General features: G+C 70.5%; 19 protein-coding genes. 12 read left to right on the forward strand and 7 right to left on the reverse strand.

Annotation, left to right across the window (positions count from 1 at the left end; translation table 11 throughout):
- Positions 1-11 precede the first annotated feature (11 nt).
- From ABD882_RS04250 to ABD882_RS04270, 5 genes are all read right to left on the reverse strand, one after another.
- A complete protein-coding gene (locus tag ABD882_RS04250; RefSeq protein WP_345184683.1) occupies positions 12-620 on the reverse strand; it encodes a response regulator transcription factor in 609 nt (202 codons plus the stop codon).
- Positions 621-633: 13 nt separating this feature from the next.
- Entirely contained in the window at positions 634-1,848 is a 1,215-nt protein-coding gene (locus ABD882_RS04255; RefSeq protein WP_345184685.1) for a sensor histidine kinase, read from the reverse strand.
- Between the two features lie 31 nt (positions 1,849-1,879).
- Positions 1,880-2,698, reverse strand: a complete 819-nt coding sequence (locus ABD882_RS04260; RefSeq protein ID WP_345184687.1) for an ABC transporter permease — start codon at positions 2,696-2,698, stop codon at positions 1,880-1,882.
- Between the two features lie 2 nt (positions 2,699-2,700).
- Positions 2,701-3,672, reverse strand: a complete 972-nt coding sequence (locus tag ABD882_RS04265; protein WP_345184689.1) for an ABC transporter ATP-binding protein — start codon at positions 3,670-3,672, stop codon at positions 2,701-2,703.
- A gap of 309 nt (positions 3,673-3,981) precedes the next feature.
- Positions 3,982-4,380 carry a Rid family hydrolase gene (locus tag ABD882_RS04270; RefSeq protein ID WP_345184691.1) on the reverse strand — a complete coding sequence of 133 codons (399 nt, stop codon included), beginning with the start codon at positions 4,378-4,380 and terminating at the stop codon, positions 3,982-3,984.
- 113 nt (positions 4,381-4,493) lie between these two features.
- On the opposite strand from ABD882_RS04270, the gene ABD882_RS04275 reads away from it, so the two are divergent.
- The 9 genes from ABD882_RS04275 to ABD882_RS04310 all read left to right on the forward strand — a co-directional run bounded on the left by ABD882_RS04275 (position 4,494) and on the right by ABD882_RS04310 (position 15,536).
- Positions 4,494-4,685, forward strand: a complete 192-nt coding sequence (locus ABD882_RS04275; protein WP_345184693.1) for a hypothetical protein — start codon at positions 4,494-4,496, stop codon at positions 4,683-4,685.
- 86 nt (positions 4,686-4,771) lie between these two features.
- The gene (locus ABD882_RS04280) at positions 4,772-5,965 is read left to right on the forward strand and encodes a sensor histidine kinase (protein ID WP_345184695.1); all 1,194 of its coding nucleotides are present in this window, start codon (positions 4,772-4,774) and stop codon (positions 5,963-5,965) included.
- Entirely contained in the window at positions 5,962-6,624 is a 663-nt protein-coding gene (locus ABD882_RS04285) for a response regulator (RefSeq protein ID WP_345184697.1), read from the forward strand. The genes ABD882_RS04280 and ABD882_RS04285 overlap by 4 nt, the downstream gene beginning before the upstream one ends.
- Positions 6,625-6,820: 196 nt before the next feature.
- The gene (locus tag ABD882_RS04290; RefSeq protein WP_345184699.1) at positions 6,821-7,177 is read left to right on the forward strand and encodes an SHOCT domain-containing protein; all 357 of its coding nucleotides are present in this window, start codon (positions 6,821-6,823) and stop codon (positions 7,175-7,177) included.
- A 186-nt stretch (positions 7,178-7,363) separates the two neighbouring features.
- Entirely contained in the window at positions 7,364-8,104 is a 741-nt protein-coding gene (locus ABD882_RS04295) for a GntR family transcriptional regulator (protein ID WP_345184701.1), read from the forward strand.
- Positions 8,105-8,298: 194 nt separating this feature from the next.
- Positions 8,299-8,568 carry a twin-arginine translocation signal domain-containing protein gene (locus ABD882_RS19070; RefSeq protein WP_425563324.1) on the forward strand — a complete coding sequence of 90 codons (270 nt, stop codon included), beginning with the start codon at positions 8,299-8,301 and terminating at the stop codon, positions 8,566-8,568.
- A complete protein-coding gene (locus tag ABD882_RS04300; protein ID WP_345184703.1) occupies positions 8,565-10,475 on the forward strand; it encodes an alkaline phosphatase family protein in 1,911 nt (636 codons plus the stop codon). The genes ABD882_RS19070 and ABD882_RS04300 overlap by 4 nt, the downstream gene beginning before the upstream one ends.
- Positions 10,476-10,502: 27 nt before the next feature.
- Complete coding sequence (locus ABD882_RS04305) at positions 10,503-13,445, forward strand: LamG-like jellyroll fold domain-containing protein (protein WP_345184704.1); 2,943 nt, start codon at positions 10,503-10,505, stop codon at positions 13,443-13,445.
- A 174-nt stretch (positions 13,446-13,619) separates the two neighbouring features.
- Positions 13,620-15,536 (forward strand): S53 family peptidase, encoded by a 1,917-nt coding sequence (locus tag ABD882_RS04310; RefSeq protein ID WP_345184706.1) that lies wholly within the window; start codon positions 13,620-13,622, stop codon positions 15,534-15,536.
- Between the two features lie 115 nt (positions 15,537-15,651).
- Here ABD882_RS04310 and ABD882_RS04315 read toward each other — a convergent pair whose 3' ends face one another.
- Together ABD882_RS04315 and ABD882_RS04320 are read right to left on the reverse strand one after the other, a co-directional pair.
- Entirely contained in the window at positions 15,652-16,356 is a 705-nt protein-coding gene (locus tag ABD882_RS04315) for a response regulator (protein WP_345184708.1), read from the reverse strand.
- Positions 16,356-17,948, reverse strand: coding sequence for a sensor histidine kinase (locus ABD882_RS04320; RefSeq protein ID WP_345184710.1), 1,593 nt, complete (start codon positions 17,946-17,948; stop codon positions 16,356-16,358). Before ABD882_RS04320 ends, ABD882_RS04315 begins: the two co-directional genes overlap by 1 nt.
- Before the next feature lie 162 nt (positions 17,949-18,110).
- Between ABD882_RS04320 and ABD882_RS04325 the strand changes: the two genes are divergently transcribed.
- The 3 genes from ABD882_RS04325 to ABD882_RS04335 all read left to right on the forward strand — a co-directional run bounded on the left by ABD882_RS04325 (position 18,111) and on the right by ABD882_RS04335 (position 21,126).
- Positions 18,111-18,989 carry an ABC transporter ATP-binding protein gene (locus ABD882_RS04325; protein ID WP_345184712.1) on the forward strand — a complete coding sequence of 293 codons (879 nt, stop codon included), beginning with the start codon at positions 18,111-18,113 and terminating at the stop codon, positions 18,987-18,989.
- On the forward strand, positions 18,986-19,939 hold the full coding sequence (locus ABD882_RS04330; protein WP_345184715.1) for an ABC transporter permease: 954 nt from the start codon (positions 18,986-18,988) through the stop codon (positions 19,937-19,939). The genes ABD882_RS04325 and ABD882_RS04330 overlap by 4 nt, the downstream gene beginning before the upstream one ends.
- A gap of 83 nt (positions 19,940-20,022) precedes the next feature.
- The gene (locus ABD882_RS04335) at positions 20,023-21,126 is read left to right on the forward strand and encodes an ABC transporter substrate-binding protein (protein ID WP_345184716.1); all 1,104 of its coding nucleotides are present in this window, start codon (positions 20,023-20,025) and stop codon (positions 21,124-21,126) included.
- The last annotated feature ends 110 nt before the right edge of the window (positions 21,127-21,236 follow it).

Below are 21,236 nucleotides of genomic sequence, written 5' to 3' on the forward strand. Positions count from 1 at the left end.
CGGGAAGGAAGTCAGAGCAGCCAGCCGCGGTCCTCTGCGATGCGCGCGGCGTCGGCCCGCGTGCGCGCCTCGAGCTTCTGCATCGCCGAGGACAGATGGTTCCTCGTCGTGCCCTCGGACAGATGCAGGATCCGCGCCACATCGGCGATCGTCCCGCCGCCGCGCGCCGCAGACAGCACCTCGGCCTCGCGCGGCGTGAGCGGGGAGACGCCGGCTGTCAGCGCATCCGTGGCGAGGGCCGCGTCGATGACCGTCTCTCCGCGCATCACGCGGCGGACCACGTCGGCCAGCTCGGACGCGGGGGTGTCCTTGACGACATACCCGGAGACGCCGGCGGCCAGCGCCCGGGACAGGTAGCCGGCGCGGCCGAACGTCGTCACGATCACGACCTTCACACCCGGATGGGCGGCGCGCACCTGCGCGGCGGCGCTGAGGCCGTCGACGCCCGGCATCTCGACGTCGAGCAGGGCGATGTCGGGCAGATGCTGAGCGACGGCGGCGAGCACCTCATCGCCGCGGCCCACCTGCGCGATCACGTCGAGGTCGTCCTCGAGCCCGAGCAGGGTGGCGAGCGCCCCGCGCACGAGCGCCTGGTCGTCGGCGAGCAGGATCCGGATCACGGCTCTCCCCTCATCATGCGGTGACCTCCAGCAGGAACCCGCCGCGGCGCGAGCGGCCGATCCGCAGCGCGCCGCCGGCGTCGGCCGCGCGCTCGGCGAGGCCGTGCAGGCCGGTGCCCGGCCGGCCGTCGGTGTCGGGCCCACGAGCGGCGGGCCCCGTGCCGTCGTCCTCGATCGTGATCCGGTCGGCGGCGAGCGACACCCAGCACTCGGTCGCGTTCGCGTGCCGGATCACGTTGGTCGCGGCCTCGCGCAGCGCCCAGCCGAACAGCTCCCGGTTGCGCTCCGGCACCTCATCGGTCGTCATCGGCAGATGCGGGGTGATCCCGGCGGCCGGCAGGAGCGTGCGCAGGGAGGCCAGCTCGCTCGCGATGCGCACCTGGCGGTAGCCCGACACGACGGCCCGCATGTCGCTGAGGGTCGCGCGGGCGAGGGTCTGCACCTCGCGGATCTCGGCGGCCGCGGCCTGCGGATCGCGATCGGCCAGCTTCGCAGCGAGATCCGCCTTGAGCGCGATCGCGGACAGCGAGTGGCCGAGGATGTCGTGCATGTCGCGGGCGACGCGGTTGCGCTCCTCCTCCACGGCGACGGCGGCGAGCTCGTCCCTGGTGTGCCGCAGCTGCTGCAGGGTCTGCAGGTTGCGGGTGAACGCGGCCATCAGCGTGCCGATCGACATGATGATGAGCGGCATCGCCCACGGCGGCGTGCTGCTGGGCTCCATCAGCGACATCCACGCGCTGACGGCGAACGCGGCGATCGCGAGGGCGAGGATCACGATCATCGCCCGTCCGCCGCCGCCGAGGCAGAGCGCGGCCGAGACGGCCACGTACACCCACAGCCCGGTGAGATCCGGGCCCAGCACGGCCAGGAACGGCACCGAGAGCAGGAGCAGGGCCGCGGGCGGCGTCCACTGCCAGCCGCGCGGCAGGGCGACCGAGACCGGGAAGGACACGGTGAACAGCGCCCCGTAGACGAGGATCCCTCCGGCCCAGAGCCAGGCCGCCGGTGTCGGCGTCTGCAGCAGGATCGGCACCATCACGAAGCCGATCGCGAACGCCTGGCTGAGCAGGGCGCCGGGGTACCAGCGCTTGGCGCCGGGCGAGGTCAGGCTCAGCCGGAGTCGTGCCCACCAGCGCAGTCCCTCCAGTGAGGGGGCGTCGCGGAACCCGCCCTCCTGGATACCGAACGTGAACCCGCGACGAGCAGGGCGGGCGGCCGAAGCCGTCACGCCCTGCTCTTCGCGGGTGCCGCCCGTCACGTCAGACGCGCTTGGTGTCGCGGCGGAACATGAACACCGCCAGGCCGGTGAAGATGAGGAACCACACGATGAGGTTCGGCACCGACCAGCCGTCGGGCGCGACGCCGATGACGGCGGACTGGGACAGGTTCGCGATGCCCCACAGCGGCGTGAACTTCGCCGCCGTCTGCACCGCCTCCGGCATGATCGCGAGCGGGATGAACAGGCCGCCCATGAAGCTCAGGATCGGCAGGATCGGGCCGAGATAGCGCATCGCGTTCTGCGCGGGGAAGGCGTAACCGACGGCGAGGCCGAGGCTGGTCAGCATGAGCGAGCTCAGCCAGGCGAGCAGGCCCGCCGGGATCAGGTTGCCGAGCGGGGCGGTGATGCCGAGCGCGGCACCCACGATGAGCGTGACGATCACGGCGATCGCCCCGAGCACCATGCCGCAAACGACCTTGACCAGGATGTAGACGACCGGGTTCAGCGGGGTCAGGCGCAGCTGGCGGCTCCAGCCCTGGGCGCGCTCGGCGGCGACCGAGACGCCCGTCATGGTGCTCGCGACCATGGCGCCGTACACGGCCATCGAGATCATGATCGGCACGGCGGCCGACATGCCGCCCTGGCTGACCGGGACGCTCGTGATCGCGGTGTGCTTGTTCGGCAGGCCGATCATGATGAGCATCGCGATCGGGAAGATCAGCGTGAACACGACGACGCTGGAGTTGCGGAACAGGCGCTTCAGCTCGACGCTCAGGAAGGTGAGGCTGAAGCCGCCCATCGGCGGCACGCGCCGGGAGGCCGGATCGATCCGGTCCAGACGTTCGGTGACGGTGCTCATGATCATTCGCCTTCCGTGTCGTCGCCAGGTTCGTCGTCGCCGGTGAGGCGCAGGAACGCCTGTTCCAGATTCTGGCTCGTGATGATCACGTCCCGCGCGGACGTGCGGGTGAGCAGGTGGCGCGCGACCGCGTCGGAGTCGTTCGCGCGGATGATGATGCGCGGGCCGCGCACCTCGACGGAGTCGACGCCGTCGAGCGCGGCGATCTCGGACTGCGCGGATCCCGATGCGTCCTCCCATTCGGCCTCGATCGTGCGGCCGGAGGCCATCGCCTTGATCTCGGCAGTGGTGCCGTCGGCGACGATCCGGCCCTTGCGGATCAGCACGATCCGGTCGGCGTACTGGTCGGCCTCCTCGAGGTAGTGCGTCGCGAAGAGCACCGTGCGGCCGCGCTGCGCGTCGGCGTGGATCGCCTGCCAGAACGAGTGCCGGCCCTCGACGTCCATGCCGGTGGTCGGCTCGTCGAGGACGATGAGCCCCGGATCCGACACCAGCGCCATCGCGAACCGCAGCCGCTGCTGCTGGCCGCCGGAGCACTTCTGCACCTTGCGGTCGGCGATGTCGGCGATGCCGGCCCGCTCGAGCGCGGCATCGATGCTCGTGGTGTGCGCGAACAGCGAGGCGGTGAGCTTCATGGTGTCGCGGACCGTGACATCGCTGAGCAGGCCCCCGGTCTGCATGACGGCCGACACGAGACCGCGGCTGATCGCCTGGCGCGGGGTGAGGCCGAACAGCGTGACCTCGCCGCCGTCGGGCTCGGACAGGCCCAGCAGCATGTCGATCGTGGTGGTCTTGCCGGCGCCGTTCGGGCCGAGGAAGGCCACCACCTCGCCCTGCGCGACCTCGATGTCCACGCCGTCGACGGCGGTGAAGCCGCGGAAGCGCTTGGTCAGGCCCGTCGCCGCGATCGCCGAGGGCGGCGTGCTGCCGGCCCGGGCCGTGGTGACGGGCTGTGCCGTCTGTGTCTCGTCCATGTCGTCCAGTCTGCGCCGTCGGGGGTCCAGCGCACGATGAACGATGTCACGGATCCGTCATGACATCCGTCACGCCCGGCCTCCGGGGCTTGTGTGGGGGCCGCTCCGGGGCTTGTGTGGGGCCGCTCCGCGATCGGTCTCTCGGGCGCGCGGTCCCGGCTCGCTGCGCGAGCCCCGCCGGTCCCGATGCCTGCGCGCCCGAGAGACCGATCGCTGCGCTCCGGTCGGTCCCCCTCCTCGGGGTCGTTGAGCGAGCAGCGACGAAGGAGCAGCGAGACGAAACGTCGTTTCGCTGGGCCCCGGTGCGGGTCAGGGGGTGAGTGCGGCGATGGCGGCGATCTCGATCAGCGCGCCCGGCACGCCGAGGCCGGCGACACGGGCCGCGGTGACCAGGGGCGGGGCGCCGGCGCGGGCGAGTTTCGGGCCGACCGCGCCGTAGGCGGCGCGCAGATCGGCGTCCTGGTGGATCAGCACGGTCCAGCCGACGACGTCGGCGAGCGTCGCGCCGGCGGCGGCGAGGGCCGCCTCGGCGTTCTCGATCGCTCGGGCGGACTGCGCGGCCACGTCGTCCGAGATGACGGCGCCGGTCGCATCGACGCCGTTCTGGCCGCCCACGTGGATCATCGTGGATCCGGGCGGGATCACGGCGACGTGGCTGAAGCCCGGGCTCTGCACCAGACCGGGGACCTTCGGGTAGGAGATGCTCATGCCGGGGAGCGTAGCCGCGGGACCGACATGATGCCGCACTGCACGGATCCTCGCGGGTCCCGGCGATCCTGCCCGGCGCGATAGACTCGAGAGGCTCAACAGGAGGTTGCCCGGTGATCCTTCACTACATCGTGTTCGTGATTCTCTTCCTCGGCGGAATCATCATGCTGGGCATCGCCCCCGGGCTGCCCGCCTGGCAGGGGCCCGCCTTCATCGCCGGCCTGCTGCTCATCAGCCTGGCGCTGGCGTACATGATGCGCGAGCCCGGCGGCGCAACCAAGCGCTCGCGCTCCTGGGAGAACTGAGCAGCCGACTCGTACTCCCTGAGGAGTACATCGGAGGCACCCGGCGGGCGGATCCGCGTCGATCTGCGCGCGGATAGCATCGAAGAATGCCGGATCAGCCGCTCGTCGCCGCGTTCGGGCCTGACACCGGACGCATTCGGGTGGGTCCGCCGCGACAGGTGCTGCTGATCGCACCGGTCGTGCTGAGCCTGCTCGTGCAGGTGCCGGCGACGTTCTGGATCGCCGCGCACATCGCGTCGCACGGCCTGCACTGGCGGATGGCGCTGCATCTGGTGCTCGCCGTCGCCGGGCCGCTGGCGCTGCTGGCCGCACGCCGGTTCCCCGGCCCCACCGTCGCGGTCGTTTCCGCTCTGGCGGCGCTCGACGTGCTGATCACGCCCGTCTACGGTCCGCCCTACGTCGCGCTGGCCTTCGCGATCGCGCTCGCCGTCGCCCGGGGCGCCACGGTGTGGGCGGCGGTCTCGGTCGCGATCGGGTGGACGGCGGCGATCCTGATCGGCGTGGGCATCGGTCGGATCTGGCATCCGGGGATCATCGTCGCGGCGACCGTCGCGCTCGCCGCGAGCTTCGCGCTCGGCATGTTCGTGCGCACCCGCGGTGCACGCATGGCTGCGGTGCGCGCCGACCTCGCGCGCCGTCGGCAGAGCGCCGAGGAGCAGGAGCGCGTGCGCATCGCCCGCGAACTGCACGACGTGCTCGGGCATGCCCTGTCGCAGATGAACGTCCAGGCCAGCGTCGGACTGCACCTGTTCGACCGCGATCCCGAGCAGGCGCGCACGGCCCTCGAGAACGTGAAGAGCACCTCGAAGCTCGCCCTCGAGGAGGTGCGCGGGGTGCTCGGGGTGCTGCGCGACGGCGAGGCGCCGCTCGTGCCGCAGGCCGAGCTCGCGGAGCTTCCCCGGCTCATCGCCGGTCTCACCGCGCCGGGGCTCGACATCGCGCTCGACGACCGGCTCGGAGACCACGCGCCCAGTCGGGCCGCGCAGTTCGCCGCATACCGGATCGTGCAGGAGGCGCTGACGAACGCGGTGCGGCACGCGCAGGCCGCGCACGTGCACATCGTGCTCGAGCGGCAGGAGGATCCGGATCCGCGGCTCGTCGTGACCATCGCCGACGACGGCAGGGGCTTCGGCGGCGTCGATCCCGGATCCTCGGGCCACGGCGGCGTGCTGGGCATGCGCGAGCGTGCGGCGCTGCTGGGAGGGCGCATCGAGATCGGCGACGCCTCGGGCGGCGGGGCGCGGATCGTGGCCGCGCTGCCGTGGGGGAGGGCGTCATGATCCGGGTCGCGCTGGCGGACGACCAGCTGCTCGTGCGTGCGGGCTTCCGCGCGCTGCTGGACGCGGAGGAGGGCATCGACGTCGTCGCGGAGGCGTCCGGCGGGCGCGAGCTGCTGGAGCGGATCCGCGCGACGCCGGTGGACGTCGTGCTCATGGACATCCGCATGCCGGAGGGCGACGGGCTGTGGGCCACCGAGCAGATCGCCGCGGATCCCGCGCTCGCGGGCGTGCACGTGGTGATCGTGACGACGTTCGAGCTGGACGACTACGTCGTGCGGGCGGTGCAGGCCGGGGCGGCCGGGTTCCTCGTGAAGGACACCGAGCCCGCCGACCTCGTGCGGGCGGTGCGCGTGGTCGCCGAGGGGGAGGCGCTGCTCTCCCCGGGTGTGACCAAGCGACTGCTCGCACGCCTCGCGGTCGGCCTGCGCGAGGCCCCGGATGTGGCGATGCTCGAGGGGATCACCGAGCGGGAGCGCGAGGTGCTGCGCCTGGTCGGGCTGGGGCTGACCAACGACGAGATCGCGGAACGGCTCTTCCTCAGCCCGCTCACCGCGAAGACGCACGTGTCGCGGATCATGTCGAAGCTGCACGCGCGGGATCGGGTGCACCTCGTCGTGATCGCCTACGAGACCGGCCTCGTCGCCCCCGGCTGGCAATAGCGCCCTTCCTCTCTCGCGTCGTCCCCGTCAGCGCGCGCCATAGGGTGCGCTGACGGGGACGACGCGGTGGATGGCGGGGCGTACTCCGGCGGGAGCAGGCGGAATCACTCCCTGGGCCGGATTCGCCGGAGGGCCCGGATCGCGAGGCTGGAGGCATCGGTCGAGATGCGGCCGATCCGACCTCAGGAAGGGCATCATGCTCGCAACCGTCGCGGCCGTCGCCGCGCACCCCGGCCGGATGGGGTTCCACCCGTTCTGGCCCGTCTTCATCATCGGCCCGCTGATCTTCATCCTCGTCGTGGGTCTCATCGTCGCCCTGGTGATGCGCCGTCGCCGTTGGGGCTACGGACCGTGGGGATCCGCGCCCTGGCACGGTGCCGCCGGAGCTCCGGGCGCCCCGGGCGGCCTCGGCATGCACGGCCCCTGGGCGGCCTCCGCGCAGAGCCGCAGCGCGGAGCAGATCCTCGCCGACCGGTTCGCGAAGGGTGACATCGACGAGACCGAGTACCGCGCGCGCCTCGAGGTGCTGCGCGCCAACCGCCCCGAGGCCTGAGCCTCCCCGTTCAGGTCGCAGAAATGGTCGGGTCAGCGCCCGGAATCCGACCATTTCTGCGACCTGAGCGGGATCGGGACCCTCGCGCGAGAGTGTCGGGGACGGAACGAGATCAGTCATTCGGGTGCGGAAGAATGGTCGCATGTCCCGGGCAACGACACCTCCGTGCACCGGACGGTGACGACGGTGTCGGATCCGAGGCCCGAGGGCTCGCGCACCGGACAGATCTCCGCGGATCTGCGACGCCGCATCGCCGACGGCGAGTTCCCCGCCGGCATGCGTCTGCCGAGCGAGGCCGCACTGAGTGCGGCGTACGGGACGACCCGCAGCGTGATCCGCGGCGCATTGGCGCGGCTCGCCCGGCTGTCGCTGGTCGCCTCACGCCCGCGCGGCGGCTGGGTCGTGCAGGATCCGAACCAGACCCAGGGGTTCGCGCGGGTGCAGTCGTTCACAGAATGGGCGACCGAAGGGGGACGCAAGCCCGGCGGCATGATCACGTCGCGCATGGTGAGCCCGGCCGATCCGCGCGAGGCGCAGCACTTCCGGATCCGGCTCGGGGATCCGCTGCTGCGGTTCGTGCGGGTGCGCACACTGGACTCCCGCCCGGTCATGATCGAGCGCTCGACGTGGGCGCCGTGGGTGGACGACGTGATCGTCGGAGTACCGGACGACGTGCGATCGACGACGGCCGTGCTGGCCGAGGCCGGGATCCGCGTCGCGTCGACGAACCACCGGATCGAGGCGGTCTCCGCGACGACTGAGGACGCCGAGATGCTGGGGATCCGGCGCTCCAGCCCGCTGCTTCAGGTCGGGCGCGCGACGACGACCGGGGAAGGTCGCCTCGTCGAACTCGGCGTCGACCGGTATCGGGCCGGCGTCATCGCCTTCGAGATCGAGGCCGGACAGACCGTCCGCGCTGCGCTCTGAGGGTCGGCTCCCCGGCGCCGGGCGAGGGGGAGCACGGCGGAAAGAGCCCAATGTGCACGCTCGGCGGACGGATCCGGGCTGCGACGGGCCGAGGACATCGGTGGGTCCCCGAGCGTTCACCGATCGTTCGATTCGGCTTGCTGTCCTTGTCGAGGCACCCGCTCCGGGGTGTCCCGTCTCCGAGGAGCACTCCGATGTCCAGCGAGCCCACCCCGTTCACCCCGGACCCCTACGAGCGTCCCCGGACCGTCCCCGACGAGGTGCTGCGCAGCGGCCTGAGCCGCCGCGGGATGCTCCGCGCGTTGGGCCTGCTGGGTGGCGCCGCCGTGGTCGGTGCCGGATCGGAGCGACCTCCTCCGCCTCTCCCGCCTCCGCAGCCGGGTCGGCCGCGGCCGGGCCGTCTCACACCTATGCGCTGCCGAAGGGCTTCAAGGGGGACATCACCGACATCAAGCGGGTCGTGATCCTCATGCAGGAGAACCGGTCGTTCGATCACTACTACGGCGCGCTGCCGGGTGTGCGCGGCTTTGAAGACAAGCAGGCGCTGCGCTTCCAGAACGGCACCGATGTGTTCTCGCAGCCGCAGGGATCGTCGTTCGTGAAGCCCAGTCGGGTGACCACGGTCGCAGGCAGCACGACCGGCCTCGACCACTCCTACTCCGGAGGCACCTCGGCCTGGGCCGGCGGACGCTACGACAACTGGATCGGCGCCAAGGGCGCCAACACCATGCACTACCTGTCCGGCGAGGAGATCCCGTGGCAGTACTCGCTCGCGAGCGCCTACACGATCTGCGACAACTGGCACTGCTCGGTGATGGGCCCCACAACCCCCAACCGGCTGTATGCGTGGACCGGCACCTCGGGCGGAGCCACGAGCAACGGGAACGAGTCCGACGGCAACCGGGCCTGGCAGACCTACCCGGAGGCGCTGCAGGAGGCAGGAGTCTCGTGGCGTGTCTACGTCGACAACTCGAACAACGGGGATGGCTGGGTCGGCGACTACACCGACAACCCGATCCGCGGGTTCAACACCTTCACGACCACCGGCTCCAGCCCGCAGGACATCGCGAACCGCAACGACGCGGAGAAGAACAAGCCCGGCACCGGCCTGGTGTGGCGTGCGGGATCGGGCGCCTACGGGCCGACGGGGGCACCGAACAACGACAGCGACGAGAACCTGAACGGCGTGCTGAAGGATTTCATCGCCGCATGCAAGCCGGGTGCGGAGTTCCCCCTGCCGCAGGTCTCGTGGGTCGTCGCACCCTACGCCTGGTCCGAGCACCCCTCGGCCAACCCCGAGCACGGCGCGCACTACAGCAACCGCGTGATCCAGACGCTGCAGAGCAACCCCGAGATCTGGAACAGCACCCTGCTGATCATGACGTTCGACGAGAACGACGGATACTTCGACCACGTGCTGCCCCCGTTCGCGGAGCCGGGCACGCCCGGCGAATACGTCGGACCGACCCCGATCGGCTTCGGCGCCCGCGTCCCCACGATCCTCGTCTCGCCCTGGACCCGCGGCGGCTGGGTCAGCACGGAGACTTTCGATCACACTTCGCTCGTCCGGTTCCTGGAGACCTGGACGGCCGCGCTCGGGACGCCCGCCGTGTCGACCACCATCACGGACTGGCGCCGCGCGATCAGCGGCGACCTGACCAGTGCGATGGACTTCGCTCACCCTGTCGTCGACACGCCCTCACTGCCCGACACGGACGCGCTGGTGCAGATCGCCCGGGGAGGCGGCACGATCGCGACCCAGGTGCCTCCGGCCGATCGCTGGGAGGGTGTGACGCTGAAGCATCGCCCGCTGTCCTACCATCCGCACGGCACGTTCGTGGAGGATCGCAGCACGGGTGTCGTGACCGCGAAGCTGAGTCTTGTCGGCGGCCCGAAGGGCAAAGCCGTGAGCCTGCAGGCCTTCCCGGACAAGTACCTGCCGTTCGCGAACACCCCGCATACGGTTTCGGCGACGAACCCCGCCGACCATTCCTGGGATGCCGCCGCGCAGGACGGTCGCTACGCGTTCTCGGTGTACGGACCGGACGGCTTCGTCCGTTCGCACGCGGGCACCGTGCTGCCGGCCGGACAGGACAACAGCGGCGTGCCGCGCATCGACGTCGACCTCATCACGGGCAAGAAGCCGTCCGTCAACATCACGCTGCACAATGACGGCCGCCAGAGCGTGCACTACAACCTCGTCCCGAACGACCACGCCGGCAAGGCGCAGAAGATCTGGGTGCGGCCCGGCGAGACCGAGAAGGTCTCCTGGCCGACGCAGGACGGCTACTACGACGTCATCATCTCGGCTGACACGAACACCGGCTGGCAGCACCGGTACGCCGGTCGTATCGCCCAGCTCGGCGCCTGAGTGCGAAGCCACGAAAGGGAACGTGAGATGAACATCACTCGCTCCGGTCTGCGCCGCGCGACGATCTCCGCGGCGGCGGTGCTCGCGGTCGCCGCGACAGCGCTGCTCGCCCCGACGGGGGCGAGCGCCGCTCCGGCCGCGATCGCCCCCATCGCCCAGTACACGTTCGACGGCGACAGCGGCTCGACGGTGAAGGACTCGTCGGGCAACGGCAACGACGCGACGTGGATCGGCACGCCTGCGCACGCAGCGGGTGTGAGCGGCCAGGCCGCATCCGTCACCAACGGCGCCAACTACGTCAAGCTCCCCCTGATCGCCGGCAAGACGGACGGATCCGGCAGCTTCTCGTACGAGTTCTGGATGGCCGAGCGCTCTCGTACGTCGTACGGCCCGATCATGAGCAACCAGGATTTCAACGCGTGCAACAACCCCGGTCTCACGCTGTACAACCAGTCGACGGCCGGGGTGCTGCAGGCGTGCTGGGGGCAGACTCCCGGCGGCGGGCGGCAGTACCTGAACAACGGGTCGCCGAACATCCTGAACTCCTGGCATCACATCGCGGTGTCGGTCGACCGCACAGCTGACGTCATCACGGTCTACACCGATGGCGTGCCCACCGGCTCGTCCGCCGCGGGATCCGTCACGACGGGCACCCTGCTCAAGAGCGGCTACGCCTTCAACCTCGGTGGGCTCAGCGGCAGCGAGACCGACACCGGAGACGGCTACGTGAACGCCTCGATCGACACCATGAGCTTCTACGACCAGGCGATCCCGGCGTCGCAGGTGGCGGCCGACTTCGCAGCGCAGAGGCCGAGCGAGGTGTCGTACATGGTGAACTACGACGGCAACGGGGCGACGGCAGGATCCACCGCCGGGCAGTCGCTCCTCACGGGCCAGAGCGCTCCCCTGACGAAGAACGGCTTCACCCGGGCGGGGTACCAGTTCGTGGGCTGGTCGAAGACGGCGGGCGGTCAGGTCGCGTACGCCGATGGCCAGACGGTCTCCGATCTGTCGACCGTGTTCGGAGCCACGGTCACGCTGTACGCCGTGTGGAGCAGGCTCCGTGCGGTCGGCGACGCCGTCGCCCCGTTCGCCTCGTACGATTTCGAGGCCGACAGCGGCATGACCGTGAAGGATTCGTCCGGCCGCGGAAACGACGCGACCTGGTCGGGCACACCCTCATACGGCGACGGCACCGCGGGCAGGGGCGCGTACTTGAACTCGCCCGCGGGCAGCGCACAGGGTGCGAACTTCTTCTCGCTGCCGCTGGTCCCGGGATCCACCGACGGATCGGGCAGCTTCTCCTACGTGTTCTGGCTGAACGAGGTGTCGTCGAGCGCCGGTTCGCCGATCGTCTCGAATCAGGACTTCCGCCAGTGCGGCGACAAGGGCCTGACGTTGTCCAACACCGAAGGCGCCCCCGGGGTGCTGCGCGGCTGTTTCGGGCAGAGCGGGACCTCGACAGCGCCGAACGAGATCCCGAACGTCAGCGCGGGCTCGATCCTGGGCGACTGGCACCAGGTCGCGGTCGTCGCCGATCGCGGCGCGGGGACGATGACCACTTATCTGGACGGAGAGCAGACCGCCCAGAACGCCGGCCTCACCTCCGCGTTCTCCCTCAACAGCGGCTTCCCGTTCCGTGTCGGCGCGGAAGGCTCGGGCGAGGACCTGGGGCACGGCTTCGTCAACGCCTACATCGACGTGTTCGACTTCTACGATCAGCCGGTCTCGGCGGCGCAGGTGCGCAGCGACTTCCTCGCGGCGCGTCCGAGTGCTGCGGTGAGCGACGGATCCACGCTCGCACGCGGCTTCGTCTCGTCCGTGCTGAAGTCGCCCGCGGTCCGCATGGGCGGCACGGTGTCGCAACCCGTCGGCGGGCTCTGGAACGGCGGTACGGTCACGCGGTACACGGCTGTCGGCGGCGATTCCTGGCTGAGCGTCGGGGCGGACGGCCTGGTGACCGGCACCGCTCCTGCGAGGGCGACAGGGGCTTCGGGCTGGATCCGGGTCCAGGCGACGGATGGCACGGTCACCTCGCAGATCGAGGTCGATGTGCCGGTGCTCACGCCCGGCGCGAAGGTGCCACTGGACGCCGCGACCTGGAACCTGTGGGACGCCGGCCGTCATGTGGACGACGCCGTGTGGAAGAACCTCGCGGTGATCGCGTCGAACGGGTTCGGCGTGGTCGGCGTGCAGCAGGACGGCGGCAGCGGTGCGACCGCCCTCGCCGAAGCGCTGGGATGGCACGCGGTGGAGGGGCCGGGCGGCGTGGGGATCCTGTCTCCCTACCCGCTGAAGGCGGCGAGCGCGACGACCGCGACCGGCGCCGCGCCCTTCACGGGCGCCGAACTCGACGTGCTCGGCCAGAAGGTGCGCGTCTTCAGCGTGGGCCTGGACCGCGCCGGCTACGGTCCCGAGGCGGCCTGTGCAGCGGGCGCCGATCCCGGCGCGCTCGCCGCCGCCGAGAAGGCGTCGACCCGATACGCGCAGGCGCAGGCGGCCGCGACCGCGGCGGGATCGGCCGTGGCCGGATCCGACAAGACTCCGGTCATCGTGCTGAGCGACCTCGAGTCGCCGTCGGCTGCGGATTGGACGGCGCAGACCTCCGCGGCGCATTGCGGCGTCGGCGCTGTCGATTGGCCGGTGCCGGCGCTTCTCAAAGATGCGGGCCTGACTGACGCGTATCGCGTCGCGAACCCCGACCCCGCGGCGGACGCGGGCAGCACCTGGTCGCCGCTGGTCGCGATCAACGGCGCGACCGGCGGCCCGGAACCGCAGGACCGCATCGATTACGTGCACTTCGCGGGGAAGCTGCTGACGGTCGACGGCGCGAACACGCTCGTGGCGGGCTGGCCCTCGCCGCAGAAGGTGCGCGGCAACATGTGGACGAGCAACCACCGGGCCGTCGTGGTGTCGTTCCAGCTCGCGGGCAAGGCGCACCCGGTCGCCGGCGACTCGGGCGGTCGCTGAGACCTGCACCGACGGCATCCGTCCGGGGCGTGGACCTCTTCGCGCCCCGGACGGAGCTGCTCCTCGGCGATCCGACACGGTTTCCGCTCTGGCGCATCGGGGAATCGGAGGCGTACTATCGCCCTCGGTCAGCGGCGACCGCCGTGGACCGAACCTGATGTCTGGAGATCCCGGATGCGTAGAAAAGTCCTCGGCGTCACCCTCGCGGTCCTCGCCACCGTTGCCGCCTCACTCGCCGGAGCAGGAGCGGCGAACGCCGCACCGCCGCCCAAGGCCCCGATCCCGAACTCGACTCCTGGCTGGCTCAGCCACGCGACCAAGGCCGGACCGGCGAACGGGGCCGTGAGCGCCCGGGTGTATCTGGCCCCGGCCGGCGGCATGGACGCGCTCGCCGCGGTCGCCAGCGCAGTCTCGACGCCCGGATCCGCGCAGTACCGTGAGTTCCTGACGGCGTCGCAGTATCACGCGACGTTCGACGCGTCCGCGGCGACCGTCGCCGCCGTGACCGGCTGGCTGCAGGGCGCAGGACTCAAGACCACGGTCGACCCGAGCCACCGCTATGTGGACGTGACCGGCGGCGTCGGCAACGCGAACAAGGCCTTCGGCGTCACGATCTCGACCTACTCGCACGACGGGCTCACGGTGCACGCTCCGGATGGCGCGGCGAGCACCCCCGACTCTCTCGCCGGCTCGGTCATCGCCGTCGACGGTCTGGACACGACGCCGTCGTTCGTGGATCCGCAGACCCAGAAGCCGGCCCCGCCGGACGGCGGATTCCGCAACGCGCCGACCTGCGGCACCACCTACGGATCCGCGAACCCTGACAACCTCGCGACCCCCGACGGCACCGTGCTGCCGCAGCTCGACGGCAAGACGCTGCCGTACTCGCCGTGCGGCTACACCGGGCCGCAGCTCCGCAACGCCTATGAGGCGGGCCTGACCGGCGGACTCGACGGCACCGGCGTGACAGTCGCGATCACCGACGCCTACGCGTCGCCGACCATCGAGGCCGACGCCAACAAGTACGCCACAGACACGGGCGACAAGCCGTTCACGGCCGGCCAGTTCTCGCAGAACCTGCCGAACGCCTACACGAACGTCAACAGCAACAAGTCCAATCACCAGTGCGGCATGGCCGGCTGGTACGGCGAGGAGACGCTCGACGTCGAGGCCGTGCACGCCATGGCCCCCGGCGCGAACATCCGCTACTACGCCGGCAAGAGCTGCATGGATCCGGATCTGCTCGACACGTTCACCCGGATCAACGACGAGAACGTCGCGAACATCGTCACGAACTCGTGGGGAGGCACGGGCGACGTCGTGAAGCCGGCGCTGTTCCTCGCCTACCAGGCGGCGTTCCTGCAGGGTGCTGCTCAGGGCATCAGCTACGTGTTCTCCAGCGGCGACAACGGCGATGAGGCGACCCGGCTCGCCACACCGCAGACCGACTACCCGGCCTCCGACCCGTACGTCACCGCGGTCGGCGGCACGTCCACCGCGATCACGGCGGCCGGGCTGACCGGCGAGACCGGCTGGCAGACCTCGAAGTACGTCCTGAAGGACGGCGCCTGGACGCTCAGCACGTCGTTCCTGTACGGCGGGGGCGGCGGCTACTCGTCGAACATCGCCGAGCCCCAGTATCAGAAGGACGCCGGGATCATCAGCCCCAACGGCGGACGCGCGGTTCCGGACGTCTCGATGGACGGCGATCCCACCACGGGCATGCTCGTCGGCCAGACCCAGACGTTCACCGGCAAGGCGGCATACGACACCTACCGGATCGGCGGCACGAGTCTTGCCTCGCCGTTGTTCGCGGGCATCACGGCGCTGAAGATCCAGGCCAGCGGCGCCGGTTTCGGCCTGCTGAACCCGCTGATCTACAGCACGCACGGTCAGGGCTTCACCGACGTGACCGGTGCGGGCATCGACGCGGGAGCGATCCGGGTCGACTTCGTGAACGGGCTGGATGCGAGCGGCGGCTACGTCTACTCAGTGCGCACGTTCAACGGCGCGACCACGACGCAGACCGTCGGGCCGGGCTGGGACACGGAGACCGGGTGGGGATCCGCTCGGGCCGGCTGGGTGCAGTAGGCCCGGCCTTCTCCCGGGGTCGTTGAGCGAGGACGAGCGCCAGCGAGACCGAGACGAAACGCGGTCTCCTGCGGGAGGCCGCGTTTCGTCTCGCTGCTCCTTCGTCGCTGCTCGCTCAACGACCCCGAGGGGCGTGGCGCACGGCGTAGCGGTGCTCGGGGCGGCCGGTGCTGCCGTAGCGCAGTTCGAGCCGCAGCAGGCCGGACTGCTCGAGCTGGGTGAGCGCGCGCTGCGCGGTGGTGCGGCTGATCCCGATCGCCGTCGCGATCTCCTGCGCCGACACGTCGGAGCGCTGTGCGGTCGCGGCGTCGAGCACGGCCTGCAGCGTCGGCGCGAGACGGCGGCCCTCCTCGGGGGCGGGGGCCGGACCGGGGCGCAGCAGATCGAAGAGCCGGTTCACGTCGTCCTGGGTGGCCGCATCTCCGAGCGCCGCGATCCGCTCCTGCGCGTTCCGGTAGGCGGTCAGCCTCTCGGCGAGCTCCGCGAACCCGAACGGCTTGACGAGATAGTGCAGCGCGCCCAGCTGCACCGCGCGGCGCACGGTCGCGAGGTCGTTCGCGGCCGAGATCACGATCACCGCGGGCGGATCCGGATCCGCGAGCAGCTGACGCACGACATCGAGGCCGTCGCCATCGGGAAGGTACACGTCCATGAGCACCAGATCGGGTCGCACCTCCCTGGCCTGCCGCAGCGCTTCTTCGGCGGATCCGGCCTGACCGACCACGCGGAAGCCGGGTACGGCCTCCACGAAGCCGACGTGCACGCTGGCGACCCGGAAGTCGTCGTCGACGACGAGGACCGTGGACTCGGGGATGGTCATCAGGACCCCTCCTGTTTCGCCGGGATCGCCACGGTGAACGCCGCGCCGTCGGTGCTCTGCACGTGCACCGTCCCGCCCAGGCGCAGCGCGGTGGTGTGCACGAGCGACAGCCCCAGCCCGCTGTGCCGGGCCAGTGATCCGCGCTTGGTCGTGTAGCCGCTCTCGAAGATGCGCGGCACGGATCCGTCCGGCACGCCCGGGCCGTTGTCGGCGACGCGCACGGTCAGCTCCTCCGGGGTCTCCACGATCGCGACGGTCACGCGGCGCGGGGCGGGGCATTCGGAGAGGGCGTCGAAGGCGTTGTCGATGAGGTTCCCCAGGATCGTGACCAGCGCCTGCAGCCGGTCCGGAGCCGGGCCCAGATCCGTCTCGGGGGAGATCACCAGGTCGATGCCGCGCTCGTTCGCCTCGGCGGCCTTGCCGAGCAGCAGCCCCACGATCATCGGGGCCCGCACGTGCGTGCGCAGGGTGCGGTCCAGATCGGCGGAGGTGCCGCGGATCTCGTTCAGGTACTGCAGCGCCTCGTCGGGACGGTCGAGCTCGAGCAGGCCGGCGACCGCGTGCATGCGGTTGGAGAACTCGTGCTGCTGCGCCCGGATGGATTCGGCGAAGCTGCGCTCGCCGTCGAGCTCCCGGGTGAGCCCCGTCACCTCCGTGCGGTCCTGCAGCGTGAGCACCGCGCCGTGCGGGCGCCCGGCGAGGGAGACCGGCATGCGGTTGAGCACGAGCACGCCGCCGTCGGTGACCGCGATCGCATCCTTGACCTCGGTGGTGCCGGTGAGCGCGTCGCGGATCGGACTCGCCACGAGCACGTCGTCGAGCCGTCGGCCGCGGGCGCCGTCCGGCAGGTGCAGCAGCCGCTGCGCCTCGTCGTTGACGACGGTGATCCGCCCGGCCGGGTCGATCGCGATCACGCCCTCGCGGATCCCGTGCAGCGTCGCCTCGCGCTCCTGCAGCAGCCGGGCGATCTCGTCGAGCTCGAGCCCGAAGGTGCGCCGCTTGAGCATGCTCGCGAGCCCGAACGACACCAGGGCGCCGATCCCGAGCGCAAGCACGAACCACGCCGTGTACAGGGGCAGCTCGCCGAGCAGTTCCGCGGCGACACTGGACTCCCTGATGCCCACGGAGACCTCGCCGATCACGGTGCGTCCGTCGTCGGCGAACAGCGGCACGCGCGCGTTCGCGGTCGTTCCGGTCGAGCCGATGTCGGTGCCGAGGTGCACCTCGCCATCCCTGGCGACGACGTCCTCCGAGACCTTCTTGCCGATCAGGGCCGGGTCCGGATGCGAGTGCCGCACCCGGTTCATGTCGATCACGACGACGTAGGCGGCGCCGGTGCGGTGCAGCGCCGTCCCGGCGAGCTCCTGCACGGTGCCATCGCAGGATCCCCCGCCCGCCGCCAGGCAGTCGCGCACATCGGGGATCGCGGCGAAGGTCTGCGCGATGGCGGCGGCGCGCGCCTGGTAGTCGGAGGTGAGGTTCATCCGCGCGGTCCACGTGAACAGGACGAAGCCGATCAGCAGGGAGGCGCTGAGGATCGCCACCTGAGCCAGCAGGATCAGGCTCGACAGTCTTCGGATCCGTCTTCGCATCACACCGGATTCTCTCATCACCGCCCGTGCCCGCATCCTGCGCAGAACGCCCAAAAGGTGCGGCAACGCTCACAACGACCCGCAATGCGCGCAAGCGAGACAGCGCACCCCGCCGGGCGCGAGCATCGAACCCACACCACCGGACGACAGAGAGGTCCCGACATGGGTGACACACGAGCGACGGCGAACGCCGCTCCCGAAGGCGGGAGCGGGACGCCGTCCGACAACACCGCCGAAGCCGCGGGCATCGAGATCGTCGGTCTGACGAAACGATTCCTGACGCCGAAGGGGGAGACCTTCACAGCGATCCGCGACGTGACGCTGAGCGTCGAGCCGGGCCGGTTCTGCGCGATCGTCGGCCCCACCGGATGCGGGAAGTCGACCACGTTGGCGCAGGTCTCCGGGCTGGAGCACCCGAGTGCCGGATCTGTGAGCGTCGGCGGCAGGATCGTCGACGGCATCACGCAGGGCGTCAGCTACATGTTCCAGGCCGACTCGCTGTTCCCCTGGAAGAGCGTGCTGGCCAACGTGATGGTCGGCCCCGTGCTCACCGGAACTCCGAAGAAGCAGGCCACGGTGCTCGCGCTCGACTGGCTGCGCCGGGTCGGCCTAGCCGGCTTCGAGGACCGCTACCCGCACCAGCTGTCCGGCGGCATGCGCAAGCGCGTCGCGATGGCGGCGGCGCTCATCAACCGCCCGCGGATCCTGCTCATGGACGAGCCGTTCGGAGCCCTCGATGTGCAGACCAAGGCGATCATGCAGACCGAGCTGCTGCAGCTGTGGGAGGAGTCGCGGCCGTCGGTACTGTTCATCACGCACGACCTCGATGAGGCCGTCGCGCTCGCCGACCGGGTGGTCATCATGACCTCGAGCCCCGGAACCGTGAAGGACGTGTTCGAGATCGACCTGCCCCGCCCGCGCGGCGATGTGCAGCAGATCCGCCACGAAGGACGATTCCTCGAGCTGCAGGGGCAGATCTGGGAGTCGCTGCGCGAAGAGGTCGACCGGGCGTACGCCCAGACCGCGGCGGTGGCAGCATGAGCGCCTCGACCGTGCAGGCCTCCGAAGCCGGGGCCCTGTCCCGCCCGCCGAAGACCGACCTCACCGGTCGGTTCGGCTACGCCGCCGACGACCAGCGGAACTTCTTCCGCCCTGAATCCGAAGCCGAGCTGCAGGCGAAGGGCCGCCACGCCCGCCGCAAGCATGTGCTGATGGTCTGGGTCGGCCGGGTCGCGCTCGCCGTCGTCGTCATCGGCGGCTGGCAGCTGTTCACCCAGCTGAAGTGGGTGGACAAGTTCTTCTACGGCCAGCCGTCCCTGGTCTGGGACAGCCTGGTGCACCTGTTCACCGTCGGCACGGCATTCGGATCCATCTGGGAGAACCTCTGGGTCACCGTGCAGGAGGCGCTGCTCGGCTTCGCCGTCGGCACGCTGGCCGGCATGATCGTCGGGATCCTGCTCGGCAGCAACCGCTATCTCGCTGAGGTGTGCGGGCCGTACATCAAGATCGTCAACGCCATCCCGCGCATCGTGCTCGGCTCGATCTTCATCGTCGCCTTCGGGCTCGGCATGCCCGCCAAGGTGCTGCTCGCCGCCGTACTGGTGTTCTTCGCGGTGTTCTTCAACGCCTTCCAGGGGGTACGCGAGGTCGATCAGAACCTGGTCTCGAACGTGCGGGTGCTGGGAGCGTCGCCGCTGCAGGTCGCGCGGCACGTCACGATCCCCTCGGCCATGACCTGGATCATCGCGAGCCTGCACACCGCCTTCGGCTTCGCCATCATCGGTGCGCTCGTGGCCGAGGTGCTCGGCGCCCAGCGCGGCATCGGCCTCATCATCAGCCAGGCCCAGGGCTCGTTCGACCCGAACACGGTGTTCGCCTGCATGGTCATCATCGCGGTGTTCACCCTCGTCGCCGAGTACCTGATCTCGATGCTCGAGCGCCGGGTGCTGAAGTGGCGCCCGCCGTCCCGTTCGGAGGCGTCGTCGATCTGACGGCGCCCGGATCCCCCCCCTCCCACCCTCCCGAAATCCCTCACCAGGAACGCCGACCCGTCGGCGCAACGAAAGGAAATCACATGAACAAGCGCGGCATCGTCGCCGTCGCGGCGGCTGGAGCACTGGCGCTCAGCCTCGCAGCCTGCAGCGGCGGAGCATCCGGATCCTCCGGGTCATCCAGCACCGCCGGAGCAGGCAGCTCCACTCCCGAGACCGTGAAGATCATGGTCGGCGGCATCGACAAGCAGATCTACCTGCCGTACAAGCTGGCCGACCAGCTCGGCTTCTACAAGAAGTTCGGCGTCAACGTCGAGCTGACCACGGAGCAGAACGGCGGTGTCGGCGCGGAGGACGCGATGATCTCCGGCCAGGTCGACTTCGCCGGCGCCTGGTACAACCACACCATCGAACTGCAGCCGAAGGGCAAGGAGGTCATCAACGTCGTGCAGCTCTCCGGGGCCCCGGGCGAGCGCCTGATGTGCACCGACAAGAGCGGTGTCAAGACGCCGTCCGACATCAAGGGCAAGAACATGGGCGTCACCGACCTGGGTTCGGGCACCGACAAGCTCACCCAGTTCATCGCGCACAAGGGCGGGCTCACGCAGCAGGACTACCACACCGTCGCCGTGCACGCCGGGGCCACCGCCATCGCGGCCCTGCAGCAGGGAGCCGCGGACTGCGCCATGACGACGCAGCCGACCGTCACCGCGCTGACCAGCCAGAAGGTCGCGACCACCGTGGTCGACCTCGCCACCACCGAGGGTGCGCAGAAGGCTCTCGGCGGCGCCTGGCCGGCGGCCGGGCTCATCGCCAACGCGTCGTACGTGAACTCGCACAAGGACGCGACGCAGCGGGTCGTCAACGCGCTGGTCGCGACGATGCACTGGATCGCCGATCACTCCGCCGCGGACATCGCGAACAAGCTGCCCGCCGAGTACGTGAACAACGCCACGATCACCAAGGACCAGTACATCGCCGGTCTCACCACCGACAAGGGCCAGTTCCTCCCGGACGGCATCATGCCCGCCGGCGGCCCCAAGACGGTGCTCGACATGGAGAAGCAGCTCGGCCTCGACACGTCCAACATCGACCTCAGCAAGACGTTCACGAACGTCTACGCGCAGAAGGCCAACAAGGACGCCGGCACGAAGGTGACGACGACCCCGGCCGGCGCGAACGGCTGAATCGCAACCCCGGTCCCTGACCGCAACCCCGGTCCCTGAGCCTGTCGAAGGGACGAGCCGGTCGAAAGGACGAAGGCCGGACATCCTCCGCGGATGTCCGGCCTTCTCCG

Source organism: Microbacterium panaciterrae, assembly GCF_039541635.1.
GTDB classification, from domain to species: Bacteria; Actinomycetota; Actinomycetes; order Actinomycetales; family Microbacteriaceae; genus Microbacterium; species Microbacterium panaciterrae.

Bases quoted from the DNA above. Each gene is read 5' to 3' on its own strand.
- ABD882_RS04260 (WP_345184687.1), bottom strand. From the start codon at position 2,698: ATGAGCACCGTCACCGAACGTCTGGACCGGATCGATCCGGCCTCCCGG.
- ABD882_RS04265 (WP_345184689.1), bottom strand. From the start codon at position 3,672: ATGGACGAGACACAGACGGCACAGCCCGTCACCACGGCCCGGGCCGGC.
- ABD882_RS04270 (WP_345184691.1), bottom strand. From the start codon at position 4,380: ATGAGCATCTCCTACCCGAAGGTCCCCGGTCTGGTGCAGAGCCCGGGC.
- ABD882_RS04280 (WP_345184695.1), top strand. From the start codon at position 4,772: ATGCCGGATCAGCCGCTCGTCGCCGCGTTCGGGCCTGACACCGGACGC.
- ABD882_RS04285 (WP_345184697.1), top strand. From the start codon at position 5,962: ATGATCCGGGTCGCGCTGGCGGACGACCAGCTGCTCGTGCGTGCGGGC.
- ABD882_RS04290 (WP_345184699.1), top strand. From the start codon at position 6,821: ATGCTCGCAACCGTCGCGGCCGTCGCCGCGCACCCCGGCCGGATGGGG.
- ABD882_RS19070 (WP_425563324.1), top strand. From the start codon at position 8,299: ATGTCCAGCGAGCCCACCCCGTTCACCCCGGACCCCTACGAGCGTCCC.
- ABD882_RS04305 (WP_345184704.1), top strand. From the start codon at position 10,503: ATGAACATCACTCGCTCCGGTCTGCGCCGCGCGACGATCTCCGCGGCG.
- ABD882_RS04310 (WP_345184706.1), top strand. From the start codon at position 13,620: ATGCGTAGAAAAGTCCTCGGCGTCACCCTCGCGGTCCTCGCCACCGTT.
- ABD882_RS04315 (WP_345184708.1), bottom strand. From the start codon at position 16,356: ATGACCATCCCCGAGTCCACGGTCCTCGTCGTCGACGACGACTTCCGG.
- ABD882_RS04320 (WP_345184710.1), bottom strand. From the start codon at position 17,948: ATGCGAAGACGGATCCGAAGACTGTCGAGCCTGATCCTGCTGGCTCAG.
- ABD882_RS04325 (WP_345184712.1), top strand. From the start codon at position 18,111: ATGGGTGACACACGAGCGACGGCGAACGCCGCTCCCGAAGGCGGGAGC.
- ABD882_RS04330 (WP_345184715.1), top strand. From the start codon at position 18,986: ATGAGCGCCTCGACCGTGCAGGCCTCCGAAGCCGGGGCCCTGTCCCGC.
- ABD882_RS04335 (WP_345184716.1), top strand. From the start codon at position 20,023: ATGAACAAGCGCGGCATCGTCGCCGTCGCGGCGGCTGGAGCACTGGCG.